The organism is Geoalkalibacter ferrihydriticus DSM 17813, assembly GCF_000820505.1.
GTDB lineage: Bacteria > Desulfobacterota > Desulfuromonadia > Desulfuromonadales > Geoalkalibacteraceae > Geoalkalibacter > Geoalkalibacter ferrihydriticus.
In genome coordinates, this window is the sequence record NZ_JWJD01000011.1 from 36,030 (window position 1) to 51,478 (window position 15,449).

The 15,449-nt window shown below is 61.2% G+C and carries 17 protein-coding genes; 5 read left to right on the forward strand and 12 right to left on the reverse strand.

What is annotated here, in order from left to right; genetic code table 11:
* Positions 1 to 64: 64 nt before the first annotated feature.
* Complete coding sequence (locus GFER_RS16750; RefSeq protein WP_052446540.1) at positions 65 to 757, reverse strand: hypothetical protein; 693 nt, start codon at positions 755 to 757, stop codon at positions 65 to 67.
* Between the two features lie 429 nt (positions 758 to 1,186).
* On the opposite strand from GFER_RS16750, the gene GFER_RS16755 reads away from it, so the two are divergent.
* Complete coding sequence (locus GFER_RS16755; RefSeq protein ID WP_040101192.1) at positions 1,187 to 2,500, forward strand: DEAD/DEAH box helicase; 1,314 nt, start codon at positions 1,187 to 1,189, stop codon at positions 2,498 to 2,500.
* A 77-nt stretch (positions 2,501 to 2,577) separates the two neighbouring features.
* On the opposite strand, the gene GFER_RS16760 is transcribed toward GFER_RS16755, so the two are convergent.
* The 6 genes from GFER_RS16760 to GFER_RS16780 form a co-directional block, all read right to left on the reverse strand.
* Complete coding sequence (locus tag GFER_RS16760) at positions 2,578 to 2,904, reverse strand: type II toxin-antitoxin system PemK/MazF family toxin (RefSeq protein ID WP_040101194.1); 327 nt, start codon at positions 2,902 to 2,904, stop codon at positions 2,578 to 2,580.
* Positions 2,901 to 3,119: an antitoxin MazE family protein gene (locus GFER_RS18425; RefSeq protein WP_200889362.1), complete on the reverse strand. Its 219-nt coding sequence runs from the start codon at positions 3,117 to 3,119 to the stop codon at positions 2,901 to 2,903. Before GFER_RS18425 ends, GFER_RS16760 begins: the two co-directional genes overlap by 4 nt.
* Positions 3,120 to 3,228: 109 nt before the next feature.
* Complete coding sequence (locus GFER_RS16765) at positions 3,229 to 4,089, reverse strand: 4Fe-4S ferredoxin (RefSeq protein WP_040101195.1); 861 nt, start codon at positions 4,087 to 4,089, stop codon at positions 3,229 to 3,231.
* A gap of 141 nt (positions 4,090 to 4,230) precedes the next feature.
* Positions 4,231 to 5,031, reverse strand: a complete 801-nt coding sequence (gene znuB / locus GFER_RS16770) for a zinc ABC transporter permease subunit ZnuB (RefSeq protein ID WP_040101196.1) — start codon at positions 5,029 to 5,031, stop codon at positions 4,231 to 4,233.
* Entirely contained in the window at positions 5,028 to 5,765 is a 738-nt protein-coding gene (locus GFER_RS16775; protein WP_052446541.1) for an ATP-binding cassette domain-containing protein, read from the reverse strand. The genes znuB and GFER_RS16775 overlap by 4 nt, the downstream gene beginning before the upstream one ends.
* Positions 5,766 to 5,768: 3 nt before the next feature.
* Positions 5,769 to 6,251, reverse strand: coding sequence for a Fur family transcriptional regulator (locus GFER_RS16780; RefSeq protein ID WP_040101197.1), 483 nt, complete (start codon positions 6,249 to 6,251; stop codon positions 5,769 to 5,771).
* A 121-nt stretch (positions 6,252 to 6,372) separates the two neighbouring features.
* Between GFER_RS16780 and znuA the strand changes: the two genes are divergently transcribed.
* From znuA to GFER_RS16795, 3 genes are read left to right on the forward strand one after another with little or no spacing between them, the layout of a single operon-like run.
* On the forward strand, positions 6,373 to 7,347 hold the full coding sequence (gene znuA / locus GFER_RS16785) for a zinc ABC transporter substrate-binding protein ZnuA (protein WP_040101199.1): 975 nt from the start codon (positions 6,373 to 6,375) through the stop codon (positions 7,345 to 7,347).
* A complete protein-coding gene (locus GFER_RS16790) occupies positions 7,344 to 8,012 on the forward strand; it encodes a YkgJ family cysteine cluster protein (RefSeq protein WP_161807429.1) in 669 nt (222 codons plus the stop codon). Before znuA ends, GFER_RS16790 begins: the two co-directional genes overlap by 4 nt.
* Before the next feature lie 29 nt (positions 8,013 to 8,041).
* Positions 8,042 to 9,157 carry a putative NPN-dependent ornithine cyclodeaminase gene (locus GFER_RS16795; protein ID WP_040101200.1) on the forward strand — a complete coding sequence of 372 codons (1,116 nt, stop codon included), beginning with the start codon at positions 8,042 to 8,044 and terminating at the stop codon, positions 9,155 to 9,157.
* Positions 9,158 to 9,171: 14 nt separating this feature from the next.
* Here the strand turns inward: GFER_RS16795 and GFER_RS16800 are convergent, their stop codons facing one another.
* Complete coding sequence (locus GFER_RS16800) at positions 9,172 to 10,107, reverse strand: carbamate kinase (protein WP_040101202.1); 936 nt, start codon at positions 10,105 to 10,107, stop codon at positions 9,172 to 9,174.
* A complete protein-coding gene (locus GFER_RS16805) occupies positions 10,104 to 11,447 on the reverse strand; it encodes a cyclic 2,3-diphosphoglycerate synthase (protein ID WP_040101203.1) in 1,344 nt (447 codons plus the stop codon). Before GFER_RS16805 ends, GFER_RS16800 begins: the two co-directional genes overlap by 4 nt.
* Positions 11,448 to 11,646: 199 nt before the next feature.
* Between GFER_RS16805 and GFER_RS16810 the strand changes: the two genes are divergently transcribed.
* Entirely contained in the window at positions 11,647 to 12,147 is a 501-nt protein-coding gene (locus GFER_RS16810) for a hypothetical protein (protein WP_040101205.1), read from the forward strand.
* A 52-nt stretch (positions 12,148 to 12,199) separates the two neighbouring features.
* Here the strand turns inward: GFER_RS16810 and GFER_RS16815 are convergent, their stop codons facing one another.
* The 3 genes from GFER_RS16815 to GFER_RS16825 form a co-directional block, all read right to left on the reverse strand.
* Positions 12,200 to 13,897 (reverse strand): potassium channel family protein, encoded by a 1,698-nt coding sequence (locus GFER_RS16815; RefSeq protein WP_040101206.1) that lies wholly within the window; start codon positions 13,895 to 13,897, stop codon positions 12,200 to 12,202.
* A gap of 250 nt (positions 13,898 to 14,147) precedes the next feature.
* Entirely contained in the window at positions 14,148 to 14,609 is a 462-nt protein-coding gene (locus GFER_RS16820; RefSeq protein ID WP_040101208.1) for a ferritin family protein, read from the reverse strand.
* Positions 14,610 to 14,886: 277 nt separating this feature from the next.
* Positions 14,887 to 15,225 carry a hypothetical protein gene (locus GFER_RS16825; RefSeq protein WP_040101209.1) on the reverse strand — a complete coding sequence of 113 codons (339 nt, stop codon included), beginning with the start codon at positions 15,223 to 15,225 and terminating at the stop codon, positions 14,887 to 14,889.
* Positions 15,226 to 15,449 lie beyond the last annotated feature (224 nt).

Below are 15,449 nucleotides of genomic sequence, written 5' to 3' on the forward strand. Positions count from 1 at the left end.
CGGATAGCGCTGGAGCCTGGATTTGAAATCCGTGTTTATCCATGTAAGGCTTTGCCCCCTGTCTTTATTGCCCTGCCGAATGCACCCTTTGTTGCACGGCGGCGCCGAGATTGTCGGCCAGGCCGGCGGCGGCAAGCAGTTGTCCCCAAGGCTGGTTCTGTTCCTGCACCTGGCTGAAGATGGCAGTGGCCGGACGGCCGGTGGTGTGCGCGAGCAATACGGCCAGGATCGCCTGTTGCGGATCACAGCCGGCGTCGCGCAAACCCTTGAGGGTTGCGGCATCGGCGAATCCCTGCTCCAGCAGCACCTGGTCGATAACGGCGCGCGCCAGCACTTCGTCCCATCCATCGCGGATTTCGACACCGGGAACTGCCAGGTCGATACGGTGCTTTTCCAGAACCTCGCCCCAGTGAGCGGCACGTCGCCTTTCCTGCATAAGGGCGCGCGGCTCCAGGGACGAGAGGGCGGCGGCGCGATAGGCGATCCACAGATCCTCGTTGCTGGTGCCGGTCTGCTTGGCCATCACCACTTCCCGCTTGGAGCGTTCGAAGACCGTCGCCAGCAGGGTGTTCTGGGCGCTGGCGAGAAAATAGGCATCGGCGGCCGCCGGGCTGTTCGGGTCGTAGGAGCGGTCTTGAAAGCAATGACAGGTGATGGTGGAGGTCATTGCGTGGACACTCGTGACGGCCGCAGGCATCAGGAAAAGAAAAACCGGTAAAAAGCGCAAGGCTTTCGGCAAAGAGAGAACATTCGGCATCTTGACAACTCCAGGAAAAAAGATCGGCACGGCAAAATGGCTGGAGAAAACCTTAGCCGAACCCGCTGCGACAGTCCTTGACCAAAGTCAAAAACCTTCGATACGAAAAAAGTCCTTGTCTTTGCGACAGATTCCTGTATTATGCCGATCGACTGTCCCATGGGAGGACGGTGCGAACTTTTGCATTGCCCCCTGTCCCATCGCTCACTGACCCTCCTGCACCCGGTTCCTTTTTCTTCGAGCCCGTGGCAACACTTAAGGTTGGCGAGGATGTTAGCGCCCCCTGCGATGATTCACCGCGTGGGGCCCAAGTGCCAGTCCTGATGTGTTGCGGCCGCTATTGTTCGGGAGATCTGTTTGTCCCGACGGCCCGCACGCCACCTCGTATCGCCCTTTAAGCCCCTAACGGCTGAAGGGAAAGGAATCTCTATGTCGTTTGACCAACTGCAACTGGCCGCCCCGCTTCTGCAAGCTATTAAATCCTGTGGCTACACCGAACCCACCCCGATTCAGGCCAAAGCCATACCCGAAATTCTCGCCGGCCGCGATGTTCTCGCTTCGGCTCAGACCGGCACCGGCAAAACTGCCGCGTTTATGCTGCCGGCTTTGCAACGCTTGTCCACTATCGTAAAAGGCCCCAAGGGCGCTCCGCGCGTACTCGTGCTGACTCCCACCCGCGAGCTGGCCGCGCAGGTGACCGAGGCGACCCGCACTTACGGCCGCAACCTGCACCTGCGCAGCGCCGTGATCCTCGGCGGCGTACCTTACGGCCCTCAGTTCAAGAGTCTGGGCGCACCCATCGATTTTGTCGTCGGAACCCCGGGGCGGCTCATCGATCATCTGGAGCGCGGAAGTCTCGATCTGTCGCGCCTGGAAGTTCTGATTCTCGATGAAGCCGACCGCATGCTCGACATGGGTTTTAAAGAGGATGTGGAGAAAATCACCGCGGCTGCTCCGGCAAACCGCCAGACTCTTCTGTTTACCGCGACCCTCGACCGCACCATGGCCGATCTCGCCCGGCGTCTGCTGCGCGACCCGGTACGTATCGACATCGCCGGCAAAAAGGTGACCCACGAGCATATCGTTCAGCATCTGCATGTGGCCGACAATCTTCACCACAAAAAGCAGTTGCTCCAGCATCTGGCCGGCGACCAGGCCGTGACACGGGCCATCATCTTTTCCGCAACCAAACGCGATGCCGACAGCCTGGCCCGTGAACTGACCGCTGGTGGACATCGCGCCGCCGCCTTGCACGGCGACATGAATCAGGGCGCACGCAACCGCACCGTCGGTGATCTGCGCCGCGGTAAAATCCGCCTGCTGGTGGCTACCGATGTAGCGGCACGCGGCCTCGATGTGTCGGGCATCAGCCACGTAATCAATTTCGATCTGCCCCAGTCGGCCGAAGACTACGTACATCGTATCGGTCGCACCGGGCGCGCCGGCGCCTCCGGCATCGCGATTTCCTTTGCCGCCGGTGATGACGCCCTGCGCCTGCAGCGTATTGAACGCTACATCGGCCAGCGTTTGGACCAATCGGTCATTGCTGGGCTGGAGCCTAGCCGTCCCTTGCGAAGCGCACGTCCCGCAGCGGGCCGTCCCGGCAATCGTCGCGAAGGCGCGGCCCCCGGCCGCTTCGGCGGCAACCGCAACAGTGAGGTTCGGGAGCGTGGCGAGCGCCGTCCCCGTCCCGAGCGCAAGGGGCCGGTGATCGAGTACCGCAGCCGCAAGAACAATTTGTAAAAGCAAGGCTGAAGAGAAAAAAAGGGCGGCATTCCGGTAAGGGATGCCGCCCTTTTTTTGTGGGGAAATTCAACGGACTAACCGGCGATGCCGATCCATAACGCGAGCAGTCGTGTCATTTCCTGCATCTGCTGGTCGGTCAAAATGCCGATCTTTTGTCCTGCTTTCGATCTGGGGAGAGTCATCAGCTTGTCGACTTGGACTTGGGATTTTACAGTCAGTCCGTTTTCCGGCAAGGGCTCAACAGTGTAGCGAAAGAGCGGTGTCGGTTGCAGATGGCTACTCAGAAGGCAGATCGTAACGCTCGGATGTTCCGCAAACAAGTCGGATTGTACGATCAAGGCGGGGCGGGGTTTCCCGAAAGCCCCAGGTACCGCCACCAGAACGAGATCGCCTCGTTTCATTCATGGCCCCAGTCAGCGAGATCGGCCAGAAGTTCAAGATCGCGGGTTTCCAGGGGATCATTGCGAATAATGCGCGATTGTCTGCGGCATTCCTCGGCAAAGTCGCATGAATTCGCGTCCGGCACCCATATTTGGACGGGTTTGAGGCCTGCGGCGCGCATGCGGCTGCGGTAACTTTTTACTCGATCCTTGGGCGATTTGGCTTGGGATTGCACAGTAGGCACCTCTCTTGGCAGCGTTACATGTAACGCTACCATAGTGGTCGTGCAAGGACAAGGAAATTGAAAATCCGTACTTACGCCCTGCCGAGCCTGGAAAAGGGATTCACACGGGCACCCGCGATTCGCAGGGGATCTTCACCTGGCACAGCCCGCAGGGGGTGGCGCCGGTGCCGAATTTTTCCGTGGTGTAGGGCGTCGTCACTTCACGGATGTAGGTGCGGCAGCGCTCCTTGTCGTGGCCGTGAACGGTGGTGATGGCGTTCACCGGGCAGCGCCGCACGCAGGCCCCGCAGGTGCCGCGTGCATGCCACAAACACCAGGCCTGATGATCATCCCCGTAGGGTCGTTCACTGACCGGCAGTGCGAGGCGCGTGACCACCGAACCGAAACGCACCGCCTTGCCGTAGGGGGTAATGAGACCGTCGGAGAGTCCGAAGGTGCCCATCCCGGCAATGAAGGCGGTGTGGCGTTCAGACCAGTTGGAGGCAATGCCGAAATTTTCTGAAGTGCGGTAGTCAAAGCCTGGCAAGCGCTCGGGTGCGACAGACGCGAAGCCGGCGTCAGTAAGGGTCGCGGCCAGATGCAGACGCAGGTCGCAGTTGAACTGCTCACCGAAAAAACGTGAGCGCGCCCAGCGCTCGGCGGGAAGTTTATCTTCCCGCTGCTGGTCGTGGCGGGTTGCGGCGGTCTGCGGCAGCACATAGCTGATCACGCGCAACTCGGAGGCCGCAGCGGGTGTCTCGGGAAAGGCTTGCGCAAAGGCTTCTTCGGGTGTCCAGTAAAAGGGGCCGATCATGTCCTTGAGGCGCGCAAACCAGGGATCGTCGCCGCGCGCCACCGCAAAGTGGGGCGCGGCCCAGGCTTTTTCAGAGCTTGCAAGGTGCAGGCTGTTGGCGGGGGATTTCTGCCAGAAATCGTGCAGGATGTCCTGCACCCAGGCGCGCTGTGTGTCAGGTTGAGTCATGGCGATCTCCGCTGAAAGGCAACGTAAGGGTTCAGCATGCACCGCAGGGTGCGGCACTGTCGGACGTTGCGGCTGAATAGCAACGCAACAGGATGTTTTTACTCTAACCGATGTTTGGAAAAAACCCAAGGAGCGCGGCAATCAGGCGCGAGAAAAACGCCGTGGCACGGCACGGCTCAGGATGAACAGAAGGGCGGCGGCAACGACAATGGACGGCCCTGCCGGGGTGTCCCACTGCAGGGATGCGGCCAGCCCGCCGCCGACCGCCAGGCAGCCGACCAGGCTTGCCGCCGCGGCCATGGTTTCGGGGGTGCGGGTCAGGCGACGTGCCGTGGCGGCTGGAATGATGAGCAGGGCAGTGACCAGAATGACGCCGACGATTTTCATCATCACCGCCACCACCAGAGCCAGCAGTGCGGTGTAGAGCCACTGCACGAAACCCACCCGGACCCCATCCACCCGAGCCAGATCTTCATGCACGGTGAGGGCCAGCAGCGGTCTCCAGATAGCGGCCAGCGCCGTAATGGCGAGGAGTCCGCCGCTGAAAATCCAGGCCAGATCGGTGCGGTTGACGGCCAGGATATCGCCGAACAGATAGGCCATGAGATCCACCCGCACATCCTGCATAAAGGCCAGGGCGACAAGCCCCAGAGCCAGAGAGCCGTGGGAGAGGATGCCGAGCAGGGTGTCGCTCGCCAGCTCGCGCTGGCGTTGCAATGCAAACAGCAGCAGGGCCAGCAACTGACAGACGGCGATCACCGCCAGGGTCGGATCCAGGTTCAGCAGAAGTCCCAGGGCGATGCCGAGCAGGGCGCTGTGCGCCAGGGTGTCACCGAAATAGGCCAGGCGCCGCCACACCATGAAGACACCGAAGGGCCCGGATACCGCAGCGACGCCGAGGCCGCCGAACAGGGCGCGCAGAAGAAAGTCGTCGAAAATCATTGTGCTTTCTCCTGATGATGACGGTGCTTGCGGTCATGGCTGTAGATGGCGAGGCTGTCGGCGCGCGCCCCGAAAAGCTCGATGAAAGCGCTGTTGCGCGCGATGGCTTCGGGAGTGCCGCTACAGCAGATATGGCGGTTGAGGCATACCACCCGGTCGGTGGCGCCCATAACCAGATGCAGGTCGTGGGAGACGAGGAGGATGGCGCACCCGAGGCGCCGCCGCAGGGTGCCGAGGTACTCATAGAAATCCTGCTGGCCATGCACATCGATGCCCTGGGTCGGTTCATCGAGCACCAGCAATTGCGGCCGGTTGAGCTGTGCCCGCACCAGCAGCACGCGCTGTAACTCGCCGCCGGAGAGTTTCTGCAAAGGGCGCTCGGCAAGATGCCCGAGTCCGGCGTTGGCAAGCTCTCGCAGAGGTTTAAGGCCGGCCGTGGGTGCCAGGTTGAGAAAGCGGAGCACGCTCAGGGGAAAGGTTTCGTCCAGGTGCAGGCGCTGCGGCACATAGCCCAGACGCAGGCCGGGCTGGCGCCAGACCTCGCCGCTGTCCGGCTTAAGCAGGTTCAGGGCGATGCGCAGCAGGGTGGTTTTGCCCGCACCGTTGGGGCCGACGATGGTAATGATTTCATCGGCGGTAACGTTGAGATCGACCGCTTTGAGGATTTCACGATCCCCGAGACGCACGCTGACGGCAGACACACGCAGCAACGTTTGGCTTTCAGCGCTTGTCATCGTTTAGTCCCGGCACTGGGGACAGAGGCCGAGGATTTCCACTGTCTGCAGACGCGGGGCGAAACCCGAAGCGCTGCTGCCGCGGGCGATGGCGGCGCTGATGTCGGCGTCATCGAGTTCGACCAGATTCTGGCACTGTTCACAGATCAGAAACTGGCCGCTGTGATCTTCTCCGGGGCGTGCGCAGCCGACGAAGGCGTTGAGGGAGGAAACGCGGTGGATAAGGCCCTGCTCCAGAAGAAAGTCCAGGGCGCGGTAGACCGTCGGCGGGGCCGCGGAGCCATTCTCCTGCAAGCGCGCCAGCAAAGCGTAGGCGCCCACCGGCTTGTGGTTGCTCCAGACCAGTTCGAGAACCCGGCGCCGCAATTCGGTCAGGCGCACCCCGCGGGCGCGGCAGATGGTTTCGGCGGTATCGAGGGCGGTGGCCACGCAGGTTGCATGGTCATGGTCCTGGCTGGGAAACAGATGATCCGGGGCAGGTCGCAAAGCGGTTTTCTCCTGTTTTTTGATTTGAAAATGTTATAACCTAACATATTCTGCGGGGCAAGGGCTTTTGTCCTTTGTCCTTGGTTGTCCAAATTTGTCCGTGCCGGTTGGAGGTTTTTTTATGTTCTTCAAAGTGATTTTTTCTGTATTCGCCCTTTTGTTGTCCTCAACGGCCTGGGCGCAGCCCAAGGTGGTCGTGAGCGTCAAGCCGGTGCATTCTCTGGTGGCGGGGGTGCTGGACGGCATCGGCGAGGCTGAACTGTTGCTGTCCGGCGGCGAGTCGCCGCACAGCTATGCGTTGCGCCCTTCCCAGGCGCGTGCTTTGGCCGCGGCGGATCTGGTGTTCTGGGTCGGCCCCGACCTGGAGACTTTTCTGACGCGGGCCCTGCGTTCCTTGAGCGCCGATGCGCGCGTTGTACGTCTGTCTGAGGCCCCGGGGCTCGAACTTCTGCCGATGCGCAGTGGCGGAGTATGGGACGCGCATGACCACGACCACGGGCACGGGCACGGCCATGGACACGAACATGCCTCTGACAGTCATGGCCATGCGAAAAAACATCAGCAGGAGGGCGGCTCTGATCCTCACCTGTGGCTTGATCCAGGCAATGCCCAAGCCATTGTGGCGATTGCCCTGGCCGAGTTGCAGAAGCTGTTTCCCGAGCAGCGCGAACGCTTGGCCGCCAATGCCGCGCAATTGACGGAGCGCCTTGCGGTCCTGGATGCCGAACTCGGGCGGCAGCTGGCGCCGGTGCGCGAAATGCCTTTTGTCGTGTTTCACGATGCCTACCAGTATCTGGAGCAGCGCTATGGACTCAACTCGGTCGGCTCCATCAGCCTCAACCCCGAGCGCACGCCCGGCGCACAGCGGGTGCGCGAGGTGCAGCGCCTGATCCGGGAGCGCGGCGCGCGCTGCGTGTTTGCCGAGCCCCAGTTCACCCCGCGTCTGGTGGACACGGTGATGCAGGGCAGCGGCGCACGCCTGGGCGTGCTCGATCCGCTGGGGGCCGAATTGGTGCAAGGGCCTGATGCCTATTTCGCACTCATGACAGCCTTGGGCGAGAATTTACGCGCCTGCCTGGACCCGGACGGCCCGTGAGCGAACTGCGTGAAGAGGTGGCGGCCTACGGCCGCCACCTGGCACACTATGACCGCTGGTTTGAGCGCTGCTTGCAGCGCTTTTCCCAGCGCATCCGCTGCGCGGCTGGTTGTTCGGCCTGCTGCCGGGCGCTGTTCGATATCAGTCTGCTCGATGCCGCCCTGCTGCAGGAGGGGTTGCGGCGCTTGCCGGCGAAGGTGCAGACACAGGTTGCTGAGCGCGCCTGGGCGATCATCGCTCGTCTCCAACAGCGCTGGCCGGGGTTCGACCATCCCTTCACTCTCAATCATCTTCCTGAAGACCAGTGGGAGGTGCCCGAGGAGGACGACACGCCCTGCCCGCTGCTCGACGCACAGGGGCGCTGTCTGGTTTACGCATATCGCCCGGCCACCTGCCGGCTGCATGGGCTGCCCAATATCGATGAAGGCGGAGAGGTTTTTCAGGCGCAGAGTTGCAGCCATAATTTCCCAGGGGAAGACGCGCTGGAAATCCTGGAGCTGCGCGCGGATTTTCGCACGGTCTTCAGGGAAGAAGCGCATCTTTACCGGCGCTTTGCCGAGAAGGTCTGGGGATCGCCCGAGGTGCAGGCCGACACATTCATCGCCGCTGTGCCCTTTATTGATTTCACCGTGCTTGGCGCGCGCAAAAGACATGATAAATTATAGGAGAATCCTGCATCGCCGGAGATTTTCCCATGTCCTTTTCCCTGCCGACCTATCATCCCCCGGATTTCACCACGGCAAAACTGGCCGCCGCGCCCCTGACGCGCTTCGCGCGGGTTCAACGCGACGGCGTGGCGCCGCCGGATTATCACGCCACTTCGATTTTCCCCGAATACCTGCATCTGGCTCCCGGTGACTGGCGCCTGCTGACCGATTCGCGCATGGACTGCGTGGTGCGCCGGGGAGAAAAGGGTGCCCTGGAGGTGGTTGAATTTCGCCGCTTGCGGTGCGGTGACCGGGTCGCCCTCGGGCGGCACGAGGATGGCAGCGACGGCATCTATGTGCATACCAGCGGTTTTCGCTTTGCCGAGCAGCGCCCCGAAAAATTCGCCTTTCGTACCCTGACCACCCGTGAATCCTCCTTTTCCTTTGATTACGATGAGCTTTCCACGCTGCTCGAACATGAGCGGGAGGCGGGTTTTGTTCTCTGGGTGCTGGGGCCGGCCCTGGCCTTTGATCGCGATGCCCGCGCGGCCTTTGTGCGCCTGGTGCGCAACGGCTACGTTCAGGGTTTGCTGGCCGGCAACGCCCTGCCCACCCACGATCTCGAAGCGGCCCTCTATGGCACCGCCCTGGGCCGGGAGATCTACCGCAAGCGCCCGGTGGCGGGAGGCCATTACAAGCATCTCGATGCCCTCAACACCCTGCGCGAGTTGGGCTCCATCGAGGCCGCCGTGAAGCGGGGCCTGGTCGGCGAGGGCATCGTTCACGCCCTGGTTGAGAAAGAGATCCCCTATGTTTTCGCCGGCTCCATCCGCGACGACGGGCCGCTGCCCGAAGTCGTCGCCGACGCCTATGCCGCCCAGGATACCATGCGCGCCCTGGCACGCCGCGCCACCACCGTCATCTGCCTGGCGACGCAGCTGCACACCATCGCGACGGGCAACATGGCGCCGAGCTATAAGGTCCTGGCGGATGGGGCGGTGCGTCCGGTGTTTTTTTACAGCGTCGATATGTCGGAATTCGCCGCGCAGAAACTCATCAATCGCGGCTCGCTCACCACCCGCGCGATTCTGACCAATGTTCAGGATTTTGTCGTGACACTGGAGCGGGGACTCAAGGCGCGGGATCAGGGGCCGGGGTCCTAAGGGACGTTAAAGACTCATTCCGGGAAAAATTCGGTGCCGGCCTCGCCTGCCACCGCGGCTTCAATGTCCTCGACGGCGCAGATCAGGGCGCGGCGTCCTCCGTCTGCGAGAAAGCGCAGGCATGCCTGAACCTTCGGGGCCATTGAACCTGGGGCGAACTGTCCGTCTTCCTGGTGCCTGCCTGCCTCAGTCACGCTCAGGTGGCGCACGAAGCGTTGTTGCGGCGTACCGAAATTCAGCGCCACGCCGGGGACGTCGCTGGCAATAATGAACAACTCGACCCCCACCTCCCGCGCCAGCCGCGCGCTGGCCAAATCCTTGTCGATGACCGCCTCCACTCCGTGAAACCCCCGTCCTTCGCGCACCACCGGTATCCCGCCGCCCCCGCAGCAGATGACGACAAAGCCCTGCTTCGTGAGCAGGCGGATTTCGCGTTTCTCGACGACGCTCCGGGGCTCGGGCGAGGCCACCACCCGCCGCCAGCCCTGGGGCGTTTCCACCAGCGGGAATTCGGCCTGGGGGCGCTTTTTATAAAAAGGGCCGATGGGTTTGGTGGGATGCTGAAAAGCCGGATCTTCGGCGTCAACGACCACATAACTGATGAGACTCAACATCGGTGGCGGATCATTCACGCCCTCCGCGGCGAAAGCAGCATCAAGGGACGATTCGATCATGTAGCCGATCTGGCCCTGGGTCTGGGCGACGAGGATTTCCAGGGGCAGTTGCGGTACTTCGCGGCAGCTTTCCTGCTGCAGGAGCAGATTGCCCACCTGCGGGCCGTTGCCGTGGGTGATGACAAGGCGATGGCTGGTTGTCAGCCTTGCCAGTTGGCGCGCCGGCCGCTCCAGATTGGCGAACTGCTGGGTAATTGTGCCTTCTTCATTGGCGCGTACCAAGGCGTTGCCGCCCAGAGCGACGAGCAGCAGGGGTAAATCGGCTCTGGCGTTCATAGGCTTCTCCCGCGTTCCTCGCACAGCGCCTGCAGTCGCGGCCGCAGCACTTGCGCCAGGGTGGGACTGCCCCCGTCGGCATAGCCATAACGCACGCGCAGGCTGGGATGCTTGATAGTGAGAAGGCGCGACAGGTCACTGGGCGTGGCAAACAGCACCAGATCACAGGGCACGGCATTGATGCTGGCCTGCAGATCGGCCATTTGTTCGGCTCCGTAGCCCATGGCCGGCAGTACGTTTTCGAGATGAGGATAATCCTGATAAACCTGTGCCGACGCGCCCTGCGCATAGGGACGCGGGTCGAGAATCTGTGCCGCGCCTTCGCGTCGGGCGGCCAGGGTCGCGGCGCCGAAGGCCATGCCCCCGTGGGTGAGGCTGGGGCCGTCCTCTACCACCAGTACCCGTTTGCCGCGAATAGCCTCGGGTTGTTCCATGAGCAGCTCTGAGCGGCCGAGAATCACCTCGGCGTGGGGGCGCAGCTGAGCGATGCTGCGCCGCACAGCGGCAATGTCCTCGGGCATTGCGGAATCGCTTTTGGCGATGATCGCGATGTCGGCGCTCAGCAGATTGCTTTCTCCGGGAAAATACAGGCGTTCATGGCCTGGGCGGTGAGGGTCGAGAAGCACGATGTGTACATCCGGATGAAAGAAAGGCAGATCGTTGTTGCCGCCGTCCCAGATGAGTATATCGGCCTCGGCCTGCGCCTGCCGCAGAATTTCCTGATAGTCGACGCCCGCATAGACGATCTGTTTTTCATCGAGCAGCGGCTCGTATTCCTCGCGTTCTTCGATGGTGCATTGATGGCGATCCAGGTCCTCGTAAGAGGCGAAGCGCTGTACGGCCTGGCGGGCAAGATCACCGTAGGGCATGGGGTGGCGCACCACCACAGGGTGCAGGTTGAGTTCTCCGGCCAACTCACAGAGCTTGCGCGTAACCGATGATTTGCCGCAGCCGGTGCGGACCGCGCCCACCGAAATGACCGGCCGCGTTGCCACAAGCTGAGTGCGGCGCGGACCGAGCAGCACAAAATCGGCGCCGCGCGCCAGAACCAGGGACGCCAGGTGCATGACCTCCATGTGGGGCACGTCACTGTAGGCGAACACCACTTCGTCGACGGGCTGTTTTTGCAGCAGGGCGTCGAGGGCGCGCTCTTCAAGAATGGCAATGCCGTCGGGGTACAGAGGTCCGGCCAGGGCCGACGGGTAGCGGCGCCCGGCGATGTCGGGAATCTGGGCGGCCGTGAAGGCCAGCACCCGGTAGTTCGGGTCGTTGCGAAAGACGACGTTGAAATTGTGAAAATCCCGTCCCGCTGCGCCCAGGATAACCACGGATCGCGACATGGTTCGCTCCTTTACTCTTTGTCACTGTTACGCTGCGGCGTCCGACAGCGCCGCAGCGTAACAGTTGCCGTTCTTTTTTAATATTTTAGCGCACTTGCGTGGGGCGACAAGCCGACGGCGGCGAAAATGCTGGCGGGAAAGGGGGGGGCTGCTGCTACAATAGCTGCCTGGTGTTCGGATTTCTGCTCGTGGAGGTTTTATGGCGCGTGAAAAAAAAGAGGACGGCGGAATTCTCAAGGGGATTTTCGCCGGCTATCTCATATTGGTTCTGCATGCTCTGCTGATGCTGGTGGTGGCCCTGCTGGTGGTGTTTCTGCGCGGCGTGGTGGAGTACATGCTGTGGATTTTTCTCGGCGGGGTGGCGCTCATCGGTCTGTCAGCCTATTTGTTTTACCGCCGCATAAAAAAAGGTGCTCTCAATATCGGTGGTGCGCTCAACGATCCCTCTCTGCGTGATCGGCCCCTGGAGATCAGCTTTCTCGGCGGGTTGGCTTCGGTGCGTTTCGGTCGACCGGGACAATTCAGCGAAGGCGACCAGCCCCGCGCCATCGAAAGCAGGCTCGTCGAAGAGGCGCCACGTCTGGAAGACCCCGAAGCCATGCGCCGGCGCGAACTGGCGCGGCTGGTGCTGATGCTGGAAAGGGAACTGATTACCCAGGAAGAGTACGACAAGCTTAAGCAGGATCTGCTGAAGAATTAGGGCTCGGGAAGAGCCGAAGGAACCCCCTCTGTTCCCCCCAAACTATGTCGCCTTAGTGCCGTCGGTCGCGGAAGGTGCGGCTGAAGGTCTTTTCCTGTTCGGGGTTGCCGATGAGAATCAGCCCCATGCCCTGCTCAAGGATCGTCTCCGGCGGCGGTACCACCAGGGGCGGTTGACCGTCGGCGCGTTCCAGAGCGACGATGGAGCAACCGCTGAGGGGGCGGATGCGTGAGTCGTTGATGCTCTTGCCGACCAGCGTGGGCGGCAGGCTTCGGCGAAAAACGTTGATGCCCTCGGTGAGAAAAATCGATTCCTTGCCTTCCAGGATATTGCTCAGAATGTTGGCGCCCACCGAGGCGTTGGAGACCACGAAGTCCGCGCCCGCGGCGTAGAGTTGATCGACGTTCTCCTCTTGATTGGCGCGTGCGACGATGCGAATGTCGGGGTTGATGTGGCGGCTGGCCAGGGTGAGAAAGATGTTGGTGCTGTCGTCATTGGTGGTGACAATAAGGCCCTTGGCGGACTCGATGCCCGAATCGTTCAGCACTTTGGAACTGGTGGCGTCGCCGATCACCGCCACATGGTCCAGGCAGTCGACATTGGCCTCGCGGTCGATGAGGATAAAGGGCACTGCGCGCTGTTCGAGAAAACCGGCCGCTGCGCAACCGATGCGGCCATGCCCGAGAATCAGGATCCTGTCCTCGGCTTCCTCTTCGCCGGTGATCTGCTCCAGGGCCTGCAACTGCTCGCGCGTGCCGGCCAGTACCATGAGGGCCTTGGGGGACAGATGCGTGTCGGCGTGCGGTGTGGTGAAATGCCCCCGCTCCCAGAGGCCGATTACCGCCAAACCGGTACTCTGGCGGATTTTTGCATCGGACAGGGACTGCCCGGAAAAGGGTGTGGCCTGCACGGGGATTTCGGCGATTTGCAGGGCGCCGAAGGAATCGATGATATGGGCCTGAGCGCCGCGGGTCGTTGCGCGGCTGGCCAAGTAATGACCGAGGATGCGTTTGAGGGGAATGGCCTGATCGGCACCGGCCAGGCGCAAAAGATCCCTGTTGTCCGGCTCGCTTACCAACGTGGCGATGGGTGTGGTGCACATCGCGTGGGCGGTTAGGCACAGGTTGGTGTTTTCGGGGTCGCTGAGATTCGCGATGATGTGTCTGGCATTTTCCACCCGCGCGCCGCGCAGGGACTTCGCGTCGGTGGGCGTGCCGAAGACGACCCGGAAGCCCTCTTCCTCAAGGCGCACGGCCTGGTCATGGCTGGGGGAAACGATCACGAAGGGGATGTGTCGGTTTTGCAGGTTGCGCGACAGGGCGCGTGTGACAGAATCAAACCCGAAAATGAGAACATGGCCCGCGGTGTCTTCCGGCAATTCCAAGGTGGCGCGGTAGCGCAGGCGCTGTTCGATCCAGGGAGCGAGAAACAGACTGATCATGCCGAATGGCAGCAGAATCAGCATGAAAACCACCCCCGATAGCGTCACGATGGCGGAAAACAGAAATCCCGGATCGCTGCTGAAGGTGATGTCGCCGTAGCCCAAGGTGGACATGGCGGTTATCGTCCAGTATATGCCCGTGATGAAAGAATATTCACGTCCCTCCAATTCCCACATGAGAACCCGGAACAGCCAGGCGTACATTATCACCAGACCCGCCAGGAACGAGCAGTAGAGAGTGAGAAGTTTGATGTTCTTGCGCGCCTGGCCGCGAAAAAAGTAGGCCAACTCCGCCGCGATGGCTTTCATAGGGATCCAGTCCGAAGGGAAGGTTACGGCATTGCCTCTTCGTTCAAAGGGGCCAACCAGGATTGACGTTCTTTTACCCTAGTTGCGCCATGGCAGGCAAGGGACAATGCACGATGATTTTTCATTATAGACGCAGTTGGCCGCGTGCGGCAGTGCCGATCGCGACGTAGAATCATTAAGCCCCATAAAAAATGCAGACAGGCTGTATGGGCCGTCTGCATTTTTTATGGAATTTCACTCCGAGGTTCGCTCAGGCCGAACGCTGATAAGCTTCCTGAAAATAATCACGCAAGGTGCCCACGTGCTTCTCATCCTCGCGGGCCAGTCGCTGGAAACGCTCTTTGAGCTTGGGGTCGCTGAATTCCAGGGCCGATCCGACATGTACCTGCATGAAGTCCTCCTCCAATTCGATGGCGCGCAGCAGCGCCTCTTTTTCCGACGGAGGCGAGGTTTCGATGTCCTGCAGCAGGCTCTGGGCTTTGAGCAGCATCAGGTCGAGCTTGGCTTTGGGGATCCTGACCCCTGAGAAATTTTCCTCGAAAGGCAGTAACCTTGCGAAACGGATCTGGTTGACATGATCAGCTTCGTCCTTGGCCATTTTCAAGAGCATTTCCTTGAGCCGTTCATTCGCTTTAACCGCATTGGCCATGCGGCGGTAGATAAGGCTCATGGTGCTTTCAATTTCGGCACAGGTGTCAAAAAACTCGTCCATGAACAGCTCCCGACAGTAGGTGAGATAGGAAAATTCTGATTACAACTGATTCAGCCTGCATCCCAGGCCGCGGCGGCATCGCTTGCGGTGAAAACTCGCCTGCGGCTCAGACGCTTGCCGCGGCACTCAACCGCCAGATCCTGCGGAGGGATTAGCGTTGTAGCTGAACCGTTGAAAAATTAAAGGCATTTTATCTCACTTGGTGGGCGCCGGGCAAGACATTTCCATTGAATTTTTCAGATCGCTGCGTGGTCGGGTTTGGCGACACCCAAAGACTTCAACTCAGTGCCGGGCCAAGATAAGCGCGGGCGCGTTCGCCGAAATCGCTGGGGCTGCCCTCAAATTCCACGGCCGGTTGGCTCTCCTCGCCGTTGATGAAGCCGAAGCGGCTGATGCAGCGCCAGTTCTTGCCGTAAAGCAGCTCGTGGCCGGGAAGTTCGCGCCAGCTCTCGGGCCGCCGACCGGACAGGGCCGCCGCGGCATCCCCGGCGAAATCCGTCGACCCGCTGCCGTCGACGTCGATGTAGACCCGCTCATCGGGTAGTTTGACCGCCAACTCGCCCAGGTTGTTCTCATAAAGTTCCGCATTGATGTTGAAGCTGACTTTGTCTTGCATGAGTAACACCCTTTCCCCTGGATTTTTGTAACTGTTCACCCTGGCCGGGGAGGGGCTCGCGACATCCCTGCCGAAGGCCGCATGAACCCTTCCCTGGGGCTTGTCCGGCGCCATGGATGCCGCGAGCCCCTATTCTGAATAGCAACCGATTTTTGTACCTGTTCAGCACTCAACCGCCACGGGCTGCGGCGCGCCTGGGGATTGCAACTGAATCGTTACGGATT

Excerpts from the sequence above, each read along its gene's own strand:
- GFER_RS16810 (WP_040101205.1), top strand. The coding sequence starts at position 11,647 with ATGGCGCGTGAAAAAAAAGAGGACGGCGGAATTCTCAAGGGGATTTTC.
- GFER_RS16825 (WP_040101209.1), bottom strand. The coding sequence starts at position 15,225 with ATGCAAGACAAAGTCAGCTTCAACATCAATGCGGAACTTTATGAGAAC.
- GFER_RS16805 (WP_040101203.1), bottom strand. The coding sequence starts at position 11,447 with ATGTCGCGATCCGTGGTTATCCTGGGCGCAGCGGGACGGGATTTTCAC.
- GFER_RS16775 (WP_052446541.1), bottom strand. The coding sequence starts at position 5,765 with ATGACAAGCGCTGAAAGCCAAACGTTGCTGCGTGTGTCTGCCGTCAGC.
- GFER_RS16795 (WP_040101200.1), top strand. The coding sequence starts at position 8,042 with ATGTCCTTTTCCCTGCCGACCTATCATCCCCCGGATTTCACCACGGCA.
- GFER_RS16760 (WP_040101194.1), bottom strand. The coding sequence starts at position 2,904 with ATGAAACGAGGCGATCTCGTTCTGGTGGCGGTACCTGGGGCTTTCGGG.
- GFER_RS16750 (WP_052446540.1), bottom strand. The coding sequence starts at position 757 with ATGCCGAATGTTCTCTCTTTGCCGAAAGCCTTGCGCTTTTTACCGGTT.
- znuB (WP_040101196.1), bottom strand. The coding sequence starts at position 5,031 with ATGATTTTCGACGACTTTCTTCTGCGCGCCCTGTTCGGCGGCCTCGGC.
- GFER_RS16800 (WP_040101202.1), bottom strand. The coding sequence starts at position 10,107 with ATGAACGCCAGAGCCGATTTACCCCTGCTGCTCGTCGCTCTGGGCGGC.
- GFER_RS16755 (WP_040101192.1), top strand. The coding sequence starts at position 1,187 with ATGTCGTTTGACCAACTGCAACTGGCCGCCCCGCTTCTGCAAGCTATT.
- GFER_RS16815 (WP_040101206.1), bottom strand. The coding sequence starts at position 13,897 with ATGAAAGCCATCGCGGCGGAGTTGGCCTACTTTTTTCGCGGCCAGGCG.
- GFER_RS16820 (WP_040101208.1), bottom strand. The coding sequence starts at position 14,609 with ATGGACGAGTTTTTTGACACCTGTGCCGAAATTGAAAGCACCATGAGC.
- GFER_RS16765 (WP_040101195.1), bottom strand. The coding sequence starts at position 4,089 with ATGACTCAACCTGACACACAGCGCGCCTGGGTGCAGGACATCCTGCAC.
- znuA (WP_040101199.1), top strand. The coding sequence starts at position 6,373 with ATGTTCTTCAAAGTGATTTTTTCTGTATTCGCCCTTTTGTTGTCCTCA.